The organism is Ensifer soli (assembly GCF_041928815.1).
In the GTDB taxonomy this organism is placed as follows: Bacteria; Pseudomonadota; Alphaproteobacteria; order Rhizobiales; family Rhizobiaceae; genus JBHFEI01.
Window position 1 is genome coordinate 140984 of sequence record NZ_JBHFEI010000006.1, and the last position, 14316, is coordinate 155299.

The 14316-nt window shown below is 66.7% G+C and carries 16 protein-coding genes; all 16 read right to left on the reverse strand.

What is annotated here, in order from left to right:
- Positions 1-3 precede the first annotated feature (3 nt).
- The 16 genes from ACEVQ6_RS11070 to ACEVQ6_RS11145 all read right to left on the reverse strand — a co-directional run bounded on the left by ACEVQ6_RS11070 (position 4) and on the right by ACEVQ6_RS11145 (position 14183).
- A complete protein-coding gene (locus ACEVQ6_RS11070; RefSeq protein ID WP_374889033.1) occupies positions 4-1392 on the reverse strand; it encodes a pyruvate dehydrogenase complex E1 component subunit beta in 1389 nt (462 codons plus the stop codon).
- 107 nt (positions 1393-1499) lie between these two features.
- Positions 1500-1778, reverse strand: coding sequence for a hypothetical protein (locus ACEVQ6_RS11075; RefSeq protein ID WP_374889034.1), 279 nt, complete (start codon positions 1776-1778; stop codon positions 1500-1502).
- Between the two features lie 15 nt (positions 1779-1793).
- Positions 1794-2840: a pyruvate dehydrogenase (acetyl-transferring) E1 component subunit alpha gene (pdhA, locus tag ACEVQ6_RS11080; RefSeq protein WP_374889035.1), complete on the reverse strand. Its 1047-nt coding sequence runs from the start codon at positions 2838-2840 to the stop codon at positions 1794-1796.
- A gap of 137 nt (positions 2841-2977) precedes the next feature.
- Complete coding sequence (locus ACEVQ6_RS11085; protein ID WP_374889036.1) at positions 2978-3298, reverse strand: FtsB family cell division protein; 321 nt, start codon at positions 3296-3298, stop codon at positions 2978-2980.
- 214 nt (positions 3299-3512) lie between these two features.
- On the reverse strand, positions 3513-4787 hold the full coding sequence (eno, locus tag ACEVQ6_RS11090; RefSeq protein WP_374889037.1) for a phosphopyruvate hydratase: 1275 nt from the start codon (positions 4785-4787) through the stop codon (positions 3513-3515).
- Positions 4788-4919: 132 nt separating this feature from the next.
- Positions 4920-5759 (reverse strand): 3-deoxy-8-phosphooctulonate synthase, encoded by an 840-nt coding sequence (gene kdsA / locus ACEVQ6_RS11095; protein ID WP_374889038.1) that lies wholly within the window; start codon positions 5757-5759, stop codon positions 4920-4922.
- A complete protein-coding gene (locus ACEVQ6_RS11100) occupies positions 5756-6643 on the reverse strand; it encodes a VOC family protein (protein WP_374889039.1) in 888 nt (295 codons plus the stop codon). Before ACEVQ6_RS11100 ends, kdsA begins: the two co-directional genes overlap by 4 nt.
- A 49-nt stretch (positions 6644-6692) precedes the next feature.
- Entirely contained in the window at positions 6693-7346 is a 654-nt protein-coding gene (locus ACEVQ6_RS11105) for a protein-L-isoaspartate(D-aspartate) O-methyltransferase (protein ID WP_374889040.1), read from the reverse strand.
- Entirely contained in the window at positions 7343-8110 is a 768-nt protein-coding gene (gene surE / locus ACEVQ6_RS11110) for a 5'/3'-nucleotidase SurE (RefSeq protein ID WP_374889041.1), read from the reverse strand. Before surE ends, ACEVQ6_RS11105 begins: the two co-directional genes overlap by 4 nt.
- 42 nt (positions 8111-8152) lie before the next feature.
- Positions 8153-9436: a serine--tRNA ligase gene (gene serS, locus ACEVQ6_RS11115; protein ID WP_374889042.1), complete on the reverse strand. Its 1284-nt coding sequence runs from the start codon at positions 9434-9436 to the stop codon at positions 8153-8155.
- A gap of 62 nt (positions 9437-9498) precedes the next feature.
- The gene (gene tatC, locus ACEVQ6_RS11120) at positions 9499-10305 is read right to left on the reverse strand and encodes a twin-arginine translocase subunit TatC (protein WP_374889043.1); all 807 of its coding nucleotides are present in this window, start codon (positions 10303-10305) and stop codon (positions 9499-9501) included.
- Positions 10302-11102, reverse strand: a complete 801-nt coding sequence (gene tatB, locus ACEVQ6_RS11125; protein ID WP_374889044.1) for a Sec-independent protein translocase protein TatB — start codon at positions 11100-11102, stop codon at positions 10302-10304. Before tatB ends, tatC begins: the two co-directional genes overlap by 4 nt.
- Before the next feature lie 83 nt (positions 11103-11185).
- Positions 11186-11389, reverse strand: a complete 204-nt coding sequence (locus ACEVQ6_RS11130) for a twin-arginine translocase TatA/TatE family subunit (protein ID WP_374889045.1) — start codon at positions 11387-11389, stop codon at positions 11186-11188.
- Positions 11390-11481: 92 nt separating this feature from the next.
- Entirely contained in the window at positions 11482-12594 is a 1113-nt protein-coding gene (locus tag ACEVQ6_RS11135; protein WP_374889201.1) for an ABC transporter ATP-binding protein, read from the reverse strand.
- 73 nt (positions 12595-12667) lie between these two features.
- On the reverse strand, positions 12668-13408 hold the full coding sequence (gene scpB / locus ACEVQ6_RS11140; RefSeq protein ID WP_374889046.1) for an SMC-Scp complex subunit ScpB: 741 nt from the start codon (positions 13406-13408) through the stop codon (positions 12668-12670).
- A complete protein-coding gene (locus ACEVQ6_RS11145) occupies positions 13398-14183 on the reverse strand; it encodes a segregation and condensation protein A (protein ID WP_374889202.1) in 786 nt (261 codons plus the stop codon). The genes scpB and ACEVQ6_RS11145 overlap by 11 nt, the downstream gene beginning before the upstream one ends.
- Between the last annotated feature and the right edge of the window lie 133 nt (positions 14184-14316).

The following is a 14316-nucleotide window of genomic DNA, read 5'->3' on the forward strand; positions in this document are numbered from 1 at the left end:
CGGTTACTTCTTGTAGCAGACGGTCTTCACCGCCTCGACGACCTCGCCGACCGTCGGCAGGGCGAGCTTCTCGAGGTTGGCCGCATAGGGCATCGGCACATCCTTGCCGGCGATCGTCAGGATCGGCGCGTCGAGATAGTCGAAGGCCTGCTGCATCACGCGGGTAGCGATCTCGCTGCCGACGGAGGACTGCGGGAACCCTTCCTCGACGGTGACGAGGCGGCCGGTCTTCTTCACCGATTCGATCACCGCCGGCAGGTCCATCGGCCGGATGGTGCGAAGATCGATGATCTCGACGTCGATGCCGTCCTTCTCAAGCTCGGCGGCCGCCTTGACCGCATAGGTCATGCCGATGCCGAAGGAGACGATGGTCGCGTCCTTGCCCGTGCGGTGGATGCGCGCCTTGCCGATCGGCAGGACGAAATCGTCCATCTTCGGCACGTCGAAGGAATGGCCGTAAAGGATTTCGTTCTCGAGGAAGACGACCGGGTTCGGATCGCGGATCGCCGCCTTCAAGAGGCCCTTCGCATCCGCCGCCGTGTAGGGCATGACGACCTTCAGGCCGGGAACATGGCTGTACCAGGCGGCGTAACACTGCGAGTGCTGCGCGCCGACGCGGGCGGCGGCCCCGCTCGGGCCGCGGAACACGATCGGCGCGCCCATCTGGCCGCCGGACATGTAGAGCGTCTTTGCCGCCGAATTGATGATGTGGTCGATCGCCTGCATGGCGAAGTTGAAGGTCATGAACTCGACGACCGGCTTCAGGCCCGTCATCGCCGCGCCGACGCCGATGCCGGCAAACCCATGTTCGGTGATCGGCGTGTCGATGACGCGGCGCGCGCCGAACTCCTGCAGCAGGCCTTGCGTGATCTTGTAGGCGCCCTGGTATTCGGCGACCTCCTCGCCCATGACGAAGACGTCGTCGTCGCGGCGCATCTCCTCGGCCATAGCGTCGCGCAATGCCTCGCGCACGGTGGTCGAGACCATCTCGGTGCCGGTGGGGATCGCCGGATCGGCGGGCACCTCGGCCTTCGGCTGCGCCGGAACGGGGGCGCTCGCCGAGCCCGTCTCCGTCGGCTTTTCGGCCTGCTCGACCTGGGGCGCCCGTTCTTCCCTCGCCTTCGGCGCGGAAACGTCGGCGGCGCTTTCGCCGTCCTGCAGCAGGACGGCGATCGCCGTGTTGACCTTGACGCCCTCGGTGCCGGCCTCGATCAGGAGCTTGCCGATGACGCCCTCGTCGACCGCCTCCACTTCCATCGTCGCCTTGTCGGTCTCGATTTCGGCGATGACGTCACCGGAGACGACCTTGTCGCCCTCCTGCTTCAGCCATTTCGACAGCTTGCCTTCTTCCATGGTCGGCGACAGGGCAGGCATCAGGATTTCTATCGACATCGTTCCTCACCTAGTGTGTTGACCGGGACCCTCGCAGGCCTCTGGCCGCGCCCCCGCCCTCGTTCATGCTGTTTTACGCCAGTCGCGCCGTCTTTGCCATCACACCGTCACTGCGCCGAAATCTTCAGCCAGAGGAGCGCGACGAGGCCGGCGACCAGCGCGACGATCGAAATCACCTGCCCGGCCCGGTACCACAACGGCAAGGGGCCGAACCTTGCTTCCCGCTCGAGTGCGGCGCGGCGGCGCGCCGACGATCCGTCCAGATAGCGGGCGAAGGATCGCCCGTAGTCCAAGAGGCTTGCCGCCACATGCCAGAAGAACCAGCCGAACAGCGCAATCGCCGCGACGACGAGCGCGAGACCGTAAAGATCGATCGACGCGCCCATCCGCGGAAATCTGCCCTAGAGCAGGATGTCGGTGTAGAGCTCGGCGGGATCCGGCTCCGGATCCGACTGGGCGAAATCGGCGCTGTCGGCGACGATGTCGCGGATGTCCTTGTCGATCGCCTTCAGCTCGTCGTCGTTCGACCAGCCGCGCTCAAGAAGCCGCGCCTTTACCTGCTCGATCGGATCGTGCTCGGAGCGCATTTTCTGCACCTCGTCCTTGGTCCGGTACTTGGCCGGATCGGACATGGAATGGCCGCGATAACGATAAGTCAGCATTTCGAGGATGATCGGCCCCTTGCCGGAACGGCCATGCTCGACCGCCTCGTCGGCGGCCGCCTTGACCGCGCGCACGTCCATCCCGTCGACCTGGAAACCGGGAATGCCGAAGGAGAGGCCGCGCTGGGAGAAATCGGTCTGGGCCGAGGCGCGCGACACGGAGGTGCCCATGGCGTAGCGGTTGTTCTCGATGATGTAGACGACGGGCAGCTTCCACAGCGCCGCCATGTTGAAGCTCTCGTAGACCTGGCCCTGGTTGGCCGCGCCGTCGCCGAAATAGGTGAGCGAGACATTGTCGTTGCCGCGATAGCGGTTGGCGAAGGCAAGGCCGGTGCCGAGCGAGACCTGGCCGCCGACGATGCCATGGCCGCCGTAGAAATGCTTCTCCTTGGAGAACATGTGCATCGAGCCGCCCTTGCCGCGCGAATAGCCGCCGCGCCGGCCGGTGAGCTCGGCCATGACGCCGCGGGGCGTCATGCCGCAGGCGAGCATGTGGCCGTGGTCGCGATAGCCGGTGATGACCTCGTCGCCTTCCTTCAGCGCCATCTGCATGCCGACGACGACGGCCTCCTGGCCGATATAGAGGTGACAGAAGCCGCCGACGAAGCCCATGCCGTAAAGCTGTCCCGCCTTCTCCTCGAAGCGGCGGATCAGCAGCATGTCGCGATAGGCCTTCAGTTCCTGATCGCGGTCGAATTCGGCGATGGCGGGGCCATTCGTCTCTTTTCTCGGGGACCGGGCGGTGGATTTGCGGCTGGAAGCGGTCGCGGTCTTTCGCGGTGCCATTCGTACCCTCCCTAGGTAGCGGCCTGTGATGCTACCATAGGCAAAGTCGCACGCAACAGCAATGCCATATTTGCATGGCTTCCATGACGCACAAACCGCTGAATTTCCAACAGGAATTTGAATTAACCGAATTTCGGTTAATTAGAACCCGCATGAAAGATGACGATCTCGTCGGGCCGCGAGAGATTGAGCGCGAACCGCGCCTTCTCGTCCAGTATGTCCCTCTCGATCGAACCGTCGCTCATCAGAGCGACTTCCTTCTCCAGCGTCTTGCGCGCCTCGACCAGTTCCGCAAGGCGCGCCTCGCGCACCGCCTGCCGGCGCTTCAACTCCTCCGTCGCCTTCAGGCCGAAGGCGCCATGAACCGAATGATAGCCGAAATAGCAGAGAAACGCAGCCGTCAGCAGCGGCACGACGAAACGACCGAGATAACGCTTCTTATGATGCTTGGTCCACATGGAAGCCCTTGACGCAGAACGCTTCTTGAACGTCCTTTATCGCGAAAATTGCTTAACCAAGCGTTTCCGCGCGAGCTCTCCGATGATGGCGGTCCTCCCGCGCCTTGCGAAACATCCTCGTGATGCGCAGGAGAGCGCGGAAACGGCAACGGGGCCGCCTTTCGAAAAGACGGCCCCGTCGCGATGTCAAAGGTCTGCGATCGGCGGCCGGTGATCAGCCCTTGATGATCGAGCGGCCGGCATAGGTCGCCTGGATGCCGAGCTGTTCCTCGATGCGGATCAGCTGGTTGTACTTGGCGGTGCGGTCGGAGCGGGCGAGCGAGCCGGTCTTGATCTGGCCGCAGTTGGTGGCGACCGCCAGGTCGGCGATCGTCGCATCCTCGGTCTCGCCGGAGCGGTGCGACATGACGGCGGTGTAGCGGGCCTTGTGCGCCGTCTCGACCGCGTCGAGCGTCTCGGACAGCGAGCCGATCTGGTTCACCTTGACGAGGATCGAGTTGCCGACGCCCATCTTGATGCCGTCGCGCAGGCGGGCGGAATTGGTGACGAACAGGTCGTCGCCGACGAGCTGCACCTTCGAACCGATCTTGTCGGTCAGCGACTTCCAGCCGTCCCAGTCGTCCTCGGCCATGCCGTCCTCGATCGAGAAGATCGGGTACTTGCCGGCGAGCTCGGCGAGATAGTCGGCCATCGCCTCCGGCTCCAGCACCCGGCCCTCGCCGTCGAGATGGTACTTGCCGTCCTTGAAGAATTCCGTCGAGGCGCAGTCGAGCGCGATATACATGTCCTCGCCCGGCCTGTAGCCGGCCTTCTCGATCGACGTCATGATGAAATCGAGCGCCGCCGGAGCGGAGGCGAGACCGGGAGCGAAACCGCCCTCGTCGCCGACATTGGTGTTGTGGCCGTCGCTCGCGAGCTGCTTCTTCAGCGTGTGGAAGACTTCGGAGCCCATGCGCACCGCGTCGCGGATCGTGTCGGCGCCGACCGGCACGATCATGAATTCCTGAAAGTCGATCGGGTTGTCGGCATGCGCGCCCCCATTGATGATGTTCATCATCGGCACGGGGAGAACATGGGCGTTCGGGCCGCCGACATAGCGGTAGAGCGGCAGGCCGGCGGCGGTGGCGGCGGCCTTGGCGACGGCGAGCGAGACGCCGAGAATGGCATTGGCGCCGAGGCGCGACTTGTTGTGCGTGCCGTCGAGCTCGATCATCGTGCGGTCGACCTCGATCTGGTTTTCCGCCTCCAGCCCGCCGACCGCGTCATAGATCTCGCCGTTGACGAACTCGACGGCCTTCTCGACACCCTTGCCGAGATAGCGTTTGCCGCCGTCGCGCAGTTCGACCGCTTCATGCGCGCCGGTCGAGGCGCCCGAGGGAACGGCGGCGCGGCCGAAGCTGCCGTCTTCGAGATGCACATCGACCTCGACGGTCGGATTGCCGCGGCTGTCCAGAATCTCACGTCCGATGATGTCGATGATGGCCGTCATGATCTCTTTCCTGCTGGTTTTGGGTCAAAATCCGAGCCTGTCATAGTTCAACGCCCGGAAAATACAATGGCGCGGGAGGGCAAACGGGGAGGCCGGCCCGGCGTTCAAGAAAAATTCACGAAGCCGTCGCGCTCAGCCCTTGGCGATCGCGTCGAAGGCGAGCAGCGTCTCCAGGAGGCGCGGCATGTCTTTGAGATGGACCATGTTCGGGCCGTCGGACGGCGCGTTGTCCGGATCCTCGTGCGTCTCGATGAAAACGCCGGCGACACCGACGGCGACCGCCGCCCGCGCCAGCGTCTCGACGAACTCGCGCTGGCCGCCGGATGCCTCGCCCTGGCCGCCCGGCTGCTGCACCGAATGGGTCGCGTCGAAGACGACGGGCGCGCCGAGCCCCGCCATGATCGGCAGCGAGCGCATGTCGGAGACCAGCGTGTTGTAGCCGAAGGAGGCGCCACGCTCGCACAGCAGCACGTTGGGATTGCCGCTTTCCGTCAGCTTGGCAAGCACGTTCTTCATGTCCCAGGGGGCGAGAAACTGGCCCTTCTTCACGTTGATCGCGCGTCCGGTCTTCGCGGCGGCGACGAGCAGGTCCGTCTGGCGGCAGAGGAAGGCGGGGATCTGCAGGATATCGACGGTCGGGGCGACGAGAGCGCACTGCTCTTCCGTGTGGATATCCGTCAGCACGGGAAAACCGTAGGTCTCCTTGAGATCGGCAAACACCTCCATCGCCGTTTCGAGGCCGATGCCGCGCCGCCCCTTCAGCGAGGTCCGGTTGGCCTTGTCGAAGGAGGATTTGTAGACGAGTCCGATGCCGAGCGCGCCGCAGATCTCGACGAGCTTGCCGGCGATCATGAAGGCATGGTCGCGGCTTTCCATCTGGCAGGGACCGGCAATCAGCGACAGCCGGCGATCCTGAGCGAAGGAGACGGCGGCGGAGCCGCTGCCGACGGTCACAGTGGAATGGGGCTTCATGTGTCTTCTCCAAATACGAACAGGCATCCCTGCCCGGCTTCAGCGGGAACGAGCAGAGTGTTCGCCTTCTCGATGAAGGCGACGGAATTGCGTCGCAGCAGCGCGGCCGTCGCGGCAGGATCGCCAACGCGGAAGCGCAATGCGTGGCCGCGCAATCCCCGCGAGTGGCTGGTGGTGCGCCGGCCGAACCGGGCGGCCATCGCGTCCGGATCGAGGACGCTGAGAACGGTTCCGCCCATGCGAAGGCCGAGCCCCGTGCCATCGGCGCCGGCCACCGTTCCGAGCACCGATTGAAGCACGTCACCGAAGTCTTCGGGATGCGGTTCGGACAGGATGACTTCAGCGAGGCCTGATGCGCCGTTCGCATGGCTTTCCAGCGCGGCGCGATCAGCCGGAAGCGCTTTCAGCCGCTGGCAGGCAAAGACGAGAAAATCGGGAGAGCGCAGGTCGGCGCAAAAGGCAAGGCGGAAGCGTGCCTCCTCCTGCGTGCCGTCCGGAAGGCGCACGGGCCGCGAGAAATCGAGGATATCGCCACCGGAAAGGCCGAGCGCGCGATAGGCGGCGTCATCGCCGGCCGCATCCGCGGACCGGAGAGCGAGGCCTGAGAACCCGTCGTCGCCGCGACGGAAGCGGAAAGCGAGATCGCGGGCGACGAAGGCGTTGCCTGCGCGGGCCGCGGCGCGCGCGACCGCCGGATCGGCGATGGCAAGCGGCTCGAGATAGGTCCCGTCCGCGAGGAAGACGCAGCAATTCTCGGTCCCGAACGGATGAAGCGCATCGGCGGCGACGGTGAAACCGAGCGCGGCGAGCCGTGCCCGCGCGACGGGAAGCGCCGGAACCGGCAGAACGAGGTGATCGATCACGCGGGGACCTGCGGCGGTCATCGGCCGTCATCCTCCATCATCGCCGGGCGTGACACTGCCGGAAGGGCCGTCACAGATAGGCCGCCAGTTTCGGCACGATCGGCAGATAGGGCGCCTCGAACAGGTCCTCCCGGTCGAAGCGGCTGCCGGTGCGCGTCACGCGCACCATGCGGCAGCGCTCGTCATCCAGCATGATCGGCACCAGCAGCGCGCCGCCGGAGACGATCTGTTCCGAAAGCGCGCGCGGCAGGCTGGAAAAGGCGGCCGTCACCAGAATGCGGTCGAAGGTCCCCTCGCCGGCGAGCCCCTGCGATCCATCGGCATGCCGGACGATCACGTTGCGCAGGCCGACGGCCTCCAGGTTCTTCTGTGCCTCGTTGACCAGCGTGCGGTAGCGGTCGATCGTCAGCACCCGCTCGACCACCCGTCCCATCACCGCGGCGGTGAAGCCGCTACCGGTGCCGACCTCCAGCACCCGGTGGCCGGGGCGCACGTCGAGGGCGGCGATCATGCGCACCGCCATGTCGGCGCCTTCCATGAACGACCCGCAGTCGAGCGGGATCATCCGGGAGGAGAAGGCGTCCGACTGGTAGTCGAACGGGGCGAAGAGCGTGCGGGGCGTCTGCTCGACGGCATTCAGCAGGCCCTTGCCGACCGACCCCTCCCCCCTCAGGCGGAGAAGCAGCGCCGCAAGTCCTTCCTGTGCCGCCTGTTGCAGTTTCAATCCGCGATCCCTTTCAGCGCGCGCGCGACGCGGTCGAGCACGGTGTAATCCGTCAGGTCGAGCTTCAGCGGCGTGACCGAGATCGCCTTGTCGCGCACGGCGCGCACGTCGGTGCCGGCGCGGAAATCGCCGAAGCGCTCGCCGAAGCGCAGCCAGTAATAGGGATGGCCGCGCCCGTCGGAGCGCTCGTCGATCGTCAGCGCGAAATCGAGCTTGCCCTGCGTCGTCACTTCCGTTCCCGTCACCTCGTCCGGATCGCAATCCGGGAAATTGAGGTTGAGGAAGGTGCCGTCCGGCAGGTCGATGTCCATCAGCTTGCCGAGCACGGCGGCGGCGTGGGCCTCGGTCGTCTCCCAGCGCACCGGCGTGCCATGGGCGGCGGTAAAGGCCTGGCTCAGCGCGAAGGAGCGCACGCCCTGGAGCGTGCCCTCGATCGCGCCGGCGACGGTACCGGAATAGGTGATGTCGTCGGACATGTTGGCGCCGACATTGACGCCGGAAAGGATCAGGTCCGGCTTGACGTCGAGCACCTTGCGCACGCCCATGATGACGCAGTCGGTCGGCGTTCCGCGAAGCGCGAATCGCTTGTCGGCGACTTTGCGCAGGCGCAGCGGCTCGGACAAGGTCAGCGAATGGGCAAGGCCGCTCTGGTCCGTCTCCGGCGCGACGATCCAGACGTCGTCGGACAGGCTGAGCGCGATCCGCTCCAGGACCGCAAGGCCTTCCGCGTGGATCCCGTCGTCATTGGTCAGAAGAATTCTCATGTCTCTCCCTCGGTCCGGCGGCATCCGCCCCGGCGCCGCTCCTCAATCGATGCGTTCGATGCGTGTGATGCCACCCATATAGGGCAGCAGGACGTCGGGCACGGTGACCGTGCCATCAGCGTTCTGGTAGTTCTCGATGACGGCGATCAGCGTCCGGCCGACGGCGAGGCCCGAGCCGTTCAGCGTATGGACGAAGCGCAGCGTCTTGCCGTCGGCCGCGCGATAGCGGGCATTCATGCGCCGCCCCTGGAAATCGCCACAGACCGAGCAGGACGAGATCTCGCGATAGGTGTCCTGCCCCGGCAGCCATACTTCCAGGTCGTAGGTCTTGCGCGCGCCAAAACCCATGTCGCCGGTGCAGAGCGTCATGACACGGTAATGCAGGCCGAGCCGCTTCAGCACCGTCTCGGCGCAGGCCGTCATCCGCTCGAGTTCCTCGACCGAACTTTCCGCATCGGTGATCGAGACCATCTCGACCTTGTTGAATTGGTGCTGACGCAGCATGCCGCGCGTGTCACGGCCGGCCGATCCCGCCTCGGAGCGGAAGCAGGGGGTCAGCGCGGTGAAGCGCAGCGGCAGCCGCGCGCCCTCGAGGATCTGGTCGCGCACGAGGTTGGTCAAAGGCACTTCCGCCGTCGGGATCAGCCAGCGGCCGTCGGTCGTGCGGAACAGGTCTTCCGCGAACTTCGGCAGTTGTCCGGTGCCGAACATGGCGTCGTCGCGCACCATCAGCGGCGGCTGCACCTCGGTATATCCATGCTCGCGCGTGTGCAGGTCGAGCATGAACTGGCCGAGCGCTCGCTCCAGCCGGGCGAGCTGTCCCTTGACGATGGTGAAGCGCGCGCCAGCGATCCGCGCGGCATTTTCGAAGTCGAGCCAGCCGAGCGCTTCACCGATCTCGAAATGTTCGCGCGCCGGATGGGTCCAGCCGGGCTTCTCCCCGACGACGCGGGCGACGACGTTGCCGCTTTCATCCGCGCCGACCGGCACGTCGTCGAGCGGGAGGTTCGGAAGCCTGGCCAGCGCATCGGTGAGGGCGGTCTCGACGGCGCGCGTCTCTTCCTCGGTCGCCGGCATGCCGGTCTTCAGCTCCGCGACCTCGGCCTTCAGCGCCTCGGCGCGGTCCAGTTCCTTGCGCGCCATCGCGGCGCCGATCTCCTTGGAAGCGGCGTTGCGGCGCGACTGCATGTCCTGCAGCGCCTGAACCAGCATACGCCGGCGCTCGTCGAGGGCGATGAGGTCGGCGGCCTGCGGTGCTGCACCGCGCTTTGCGAGCGCGTCATCGAGCGCAGCGGCGTTCTCGCGAATCCATTTGATGTCGAGCATGGTCTTTCCGGATCAGCAAATCCGGAAGAGGCCCGCCAGACACGGGCGTCTTCCGAAAGGTGTTAGTCCCGCTCGGCGAGTTCACGCGCAGCGTCGGCCTCGGCCCGCTGCTTTTCGACCATCCGCGCGGTGTAGATCGAGATCTCGTAGAGGAGCATGGCGGGGATCGCAAGGCCGATCTGGGAGACGGGATCGGGCGGGGTCAGGATGGCGGCGGCGATGAAAGCGATCACGATCGCGTATTTGCGCTTCGCCTTCAGGTCCTCCGAGGTGATGAAGCCGACGCGGGCGAGAAGCGTGGTGATCACAGGAAGCTGGAACACGAGGCCGAAGGCGAAGACCAGCGACATGATCAGGCTCAGATATTCAGAGACCTTCGGCAGGAGCTGGATCGCCACCTCGCCATTGCCGCCGCCCTGCTCCATCGACAGGAAGAACCACATCACCATCGGGGTGAAGAAGAAATAGACCAGCGCGCCGCCGATGAGGAACAGGATCGGCGAGGCGATAAGAAAAGGAAGGAAGGCGGCGCGCTCGTTCTTGTAGAGGCCCGGCGCGACGAACTTGTAGACCTGGGAGGCGATGATCGGGAAGGCGAGCACCAGCGCGCTGAACATCGCCACCTTGATCTGGGTGAAGAAGAATTCCTGCGGCGCGGTGTAGATCAGCTCGACATTGCGGTGGGAGAGACCCGCCCAGCTCACCGCCCACTTGAAGGGCTGCACCAAGATGTTGAACAGCTGCTTGGCGAAGAAGAAGCAGACGAGGAAGGCGACGAAAAAGGCGCCCACCGCCCAGATCAGCCGGGAGCGCAGTTCGATCAGATGCTCGATCAGCGGCTGCGGCTTGTCCTCGATCTCGCTGGTCATGCGTCACCCTTCGGTTCTGGTGTCTTCGGCTTGCGCGCGCGCGGCTTCGCCGGGGCCAGGACGGCGGCGGCGTCGACCGGGGCGGTTTCCACCGGGGTCTTTCTCGGCTTGCGCGCCGGCTTCGGCGGGGCCGCGACGGTCGTCTCGGCAACCGCCGGTGCGGGCTGGGTCACGGCGATGCCGCCCGTAGCGGCGGCCTGGGCCGTGCCGTTGACGGGAGCGGCCTCGGGGATGCGCGGAGAAGCGGGCGTCGCGAACTTGTTCGCAACCGAAGGCGCCGGAGCGGGTATGGCCGGCGCCGTCGCCGCAGGCGATACCGTCGATGCCGGAACGGGGGTCGGCGCGGCCATCGGCGCCGGCGCCGGATCGACATCCGGCACGGTCTCGGCAAAGGCCGTCTCGTTGCCGGACGCGGGCGCGGCCGGATCCGGAACGAGCCCTTCCGTCGCGGACGGAACGGTCGGCGCCGGTGCCGATGTCAGCTTCGCCTCGGGCGCCGTCGCCTTCTGCAGGTCCGCCTTGAGCTCGTTGCCCATCTGGCGCAGCGGGTTCATCGCATCCCGGAGAGAATTGACTGGATTGAGGCTCTTCGCCTCGCCGATGGTCTTGCGGACCTCGTCGAGATCGGCTTCCTTCAGCGCCTCGTCGAATTGCTGGCGGAAGTCGCCCGCCATGGCGCGGAGCTTCGCCATCGTCTTGCCGAAGGCCCGGAGCATCGGCGGCAGGTCCTTCGGACCGACGACGACGATCATGACGATGGCGATGACGACCAGTTCCGTCCAGCCGATATCAAGCATGTTCTGCGCTCCGAACGCCCCAGACGGCCCGGCGCGACGCGACGACAGGAGCCGCGCGCCGTCGGGCCGGAACCGGTCTCACTTCAGCGGACTTCGTCGGACTTGTGCTCGACAGTCTTGGCGTCGACGCCCTTGGCGGCGGCGGTGTCTTCCTCGCCCATGCCTTTCTTGAAGTTCTTGATGCCCTTGGCGACGTCACCCATGAGCTCGGGGATCTTGCCGCGCCCGAAGAGCAGCAGAACCACGACCAGAACAATCAGCCAATGCCAGATACTGAAGGAACCCATCACCTTACTCCTTGCAACCGTTCACCCGTCTTCGGATCCTCGCATGTCGGATTTCAGGCGCGGCGCCGAAAAATCGACAGGTTAAGGAGAGCCTAAGAGTTTCGCTCGTCTTTTTCAAACAGCATTATGTCTCGCTCGTTAACGGAAAGCGTGACGTCACGCAATCCTTGCGGCAGGAGATCGGCGCGAATGCGGGCCCGCACCCGCTGCTCGCCATCGGGCACTGCGAGTTCCAGGAGCTCGACCACGCCGAGGAAGCGCCGGGCGACGATGCGCGCCGGGATCGCGCCGCCCTCGGGCCGGACCGTGACCGAGGAGAGCCGCACGGCGGCGACCAGTGGCTGGCCCTCGGGATGGGCGCCCGCATCGACGGTGCCCACCGGCGTCGCCGCCCTGCCCCTGAAGACCTCCGTCTCGAACTCGTTGATCTCGGAAAAAAATCCGGCGGCGAAAAGGCTCGCGGGGCGGCGGTAGAGGTCGTCGGCGGTGCCCTGCTGCACCAGGCATCCCCCCTTGAGGAGCGCGATGCGGTCGGCCATGCGCATCGCCTCCTCCGCGTCATGGGTGACGACGATGGCGGTCGCGCGTGATTCCCGGAGAATGGCGAGCGTGTCGGCGCGGATCGCATCCTTCAGCCGCGAATCGAGGCCGGAGAACGGCTCGTCCATCAGCAGGACGCCGGGCCGCGGCGCCAGCGCGCGGGCGAGTGCGACGCGCTGCTGCTCGCCGCCGGACAGGACATGGGGATAGCGGTCGGCATAGTGCGACAATCCGACGCGCTCCAGCGCCGCGCCCGCCTCGGAAACGGCCTGCGCCTTCGGCAGGGCCGTCAGCCCGAAACGCACGTTTTCGAGAATCGTCATATGGGGAAAGAGCGCGAAATCCTGGAACATCAGCCCGACGCCGCGCCGCTCCGGCGGGACGAAGACGGAGGGGCCGGACATTTCCTGGTCGTTGAGCAGGACGCGGCCTGATTCCTGCACCTCGATGCCGGCGGCGATCCGAAGCAGCGTGGTCTTGCCCGAGCCGGACGGGCCGAGAAGGCACAGCACCTCGCCCGCCTCCGCCGCCAGCGAGATGCCGCGGATGGTCGGCCGGCCGTGATAGCTGTGGCGGATGTCGTCGAAGGCAAGCCGCGCGGCGAACGTGACCCCCGCCGTGCGCCGCGTCTTCGCGGCGCCCTGTCTCTGCGGCTCGGAACCCATGACCTTCACCCGTATCGCTTCACCCGCCGGCTTCGCCTGCATCGCCTCGACACGGGAAAGCGGACTGTTCACATCAGGATTTCTCTTCCGCCTCTTCGCCCATGGGTGTCAAGAGCCCGAGCTCCTCGAGGTCCGCCCGGCGGATCGGATCCTCGTCGGCCTCGAAGTCGTCGTGGTCGGCGGGTATCGGCACATGAAAGGCGGCCGGAATGCGCCCCGCGAGCAGCCCCGCCGCCTTCAGTTCCTCGATGCCCGGGAGGTCGCGCAGGTCCTCGAGGCCGAAATGGTCGAGGAAGGCCCGCGTCGTGCCGAAGGTCACCGGCCGCCCCGGCGTGCGGCGCCGGCCGCGAAACCGCACCCAGCCCTCCTCCATGAGCACATCCAGCGTTCCCTTCGAGGTCTGAACCCCGCGGATGTCCTCGATCTCGGCGCGGGTCACCGGCTGGTGGTAGGCGATGATCGACAGCACCTCCAGCGCCGCGCGCGACAGCTTGCGGACCTCGCCGTCGTCCCGCCCGAGCGAGAAGGCGAGGTCGGCGGCCGTGCGGAAGGCCCAGTGGTCGGCGACCTGGACGAGGTTGACGCCGCGCGGCGCGTAGAATGCCTTGAGCGTCAGCAGCACCTTGCGCGCCGAGATGCCCGCCGGAAGATGGGTGGCGATCGCGGCCTCGGACACCGGCATCGCCGAGGCGAAGACGAGGGCCTCGGCGATCCGCGTCGCCTCCGCCAGCCGGCGCGCGTCGGCCGCGGCCGCCCGGGCCTCCTCCGCGTCGTCGAAGGCGGCGAAGCGGCCCTGCCCCGCCTCACCCGTCATGCCCGGCCTCCAGCGCCGCGATCTCCTCCTCGGTCATCGGCTTCGCGCCGCGCCGGACATAGATCGGCGCGAAAGCACCCTCCTGGCGCAGGTCGATGCGGCCTTCGCGCGCGAGTTCCAGCGAGGCGGCGAAGGAACTGGCGATCGCCGTCGCGCGCTCCTCGGGCGTCGTCATGTAATCGATGAGGAAACGGTCGAGCGCGGTCCAGTCGGTCGCCGCGCCGGTCACCTTGGCAAGGAGAAGCCGCGCCTCGGCGAGCGACCAGACCTTGCGCCTCGCAATCGTCACCTGACTGACGGCGGTGCGCTGGCGAAGGCCCGCATAGGCCGACAGCAGATCGTGGAGCGTCGCCTCGAAGGGCGGCCTCTGCGGGCCACCCAGAACCTCCGGCGCGCCCCGCGCGAACACGTCGCGGCCGAGCCGGGCGCGGTCGACGAGCTTCGCCGCCGCCTCGCGCATCGCCTCCAGCCGCTTCAGCCGGAACGCCAGCGCGGAGGCGAGTTCCTCGCCGGACGGCTCGTCGCCGCGCGGCGCCTGCGGGATCAGCAGCCGCGACTTCAGGTAGGCGAGCCAGGCGGCCATCACCAGATAGTCGGCGGCGAGCTCCAGCCGGACGCTGCGCGCCTCCTCGACGAAGGCGAGATACTGTTCGGCCAGTTCCAGCACGGAAATCCGCGCGAGATCGACCTTCTGCGTGCGGGCGAGGTGCAGCAGAAGGTCGAGCGGACCCTCGAAGCCGGCGATGTCGACGACGAGCGCCTCGTCGGCGGACAGGGTCTCGCCGACATCCCAGGGCTCGCCGGCCGATCCGGCGGGCCGTGCGTCCTGCGGCGTTCGTCCCGTCTTGCTCACGACTCACTCGTCTCCGGCCGGACATCGCGATGGCGGGACGATCGCGCTCCCTGCC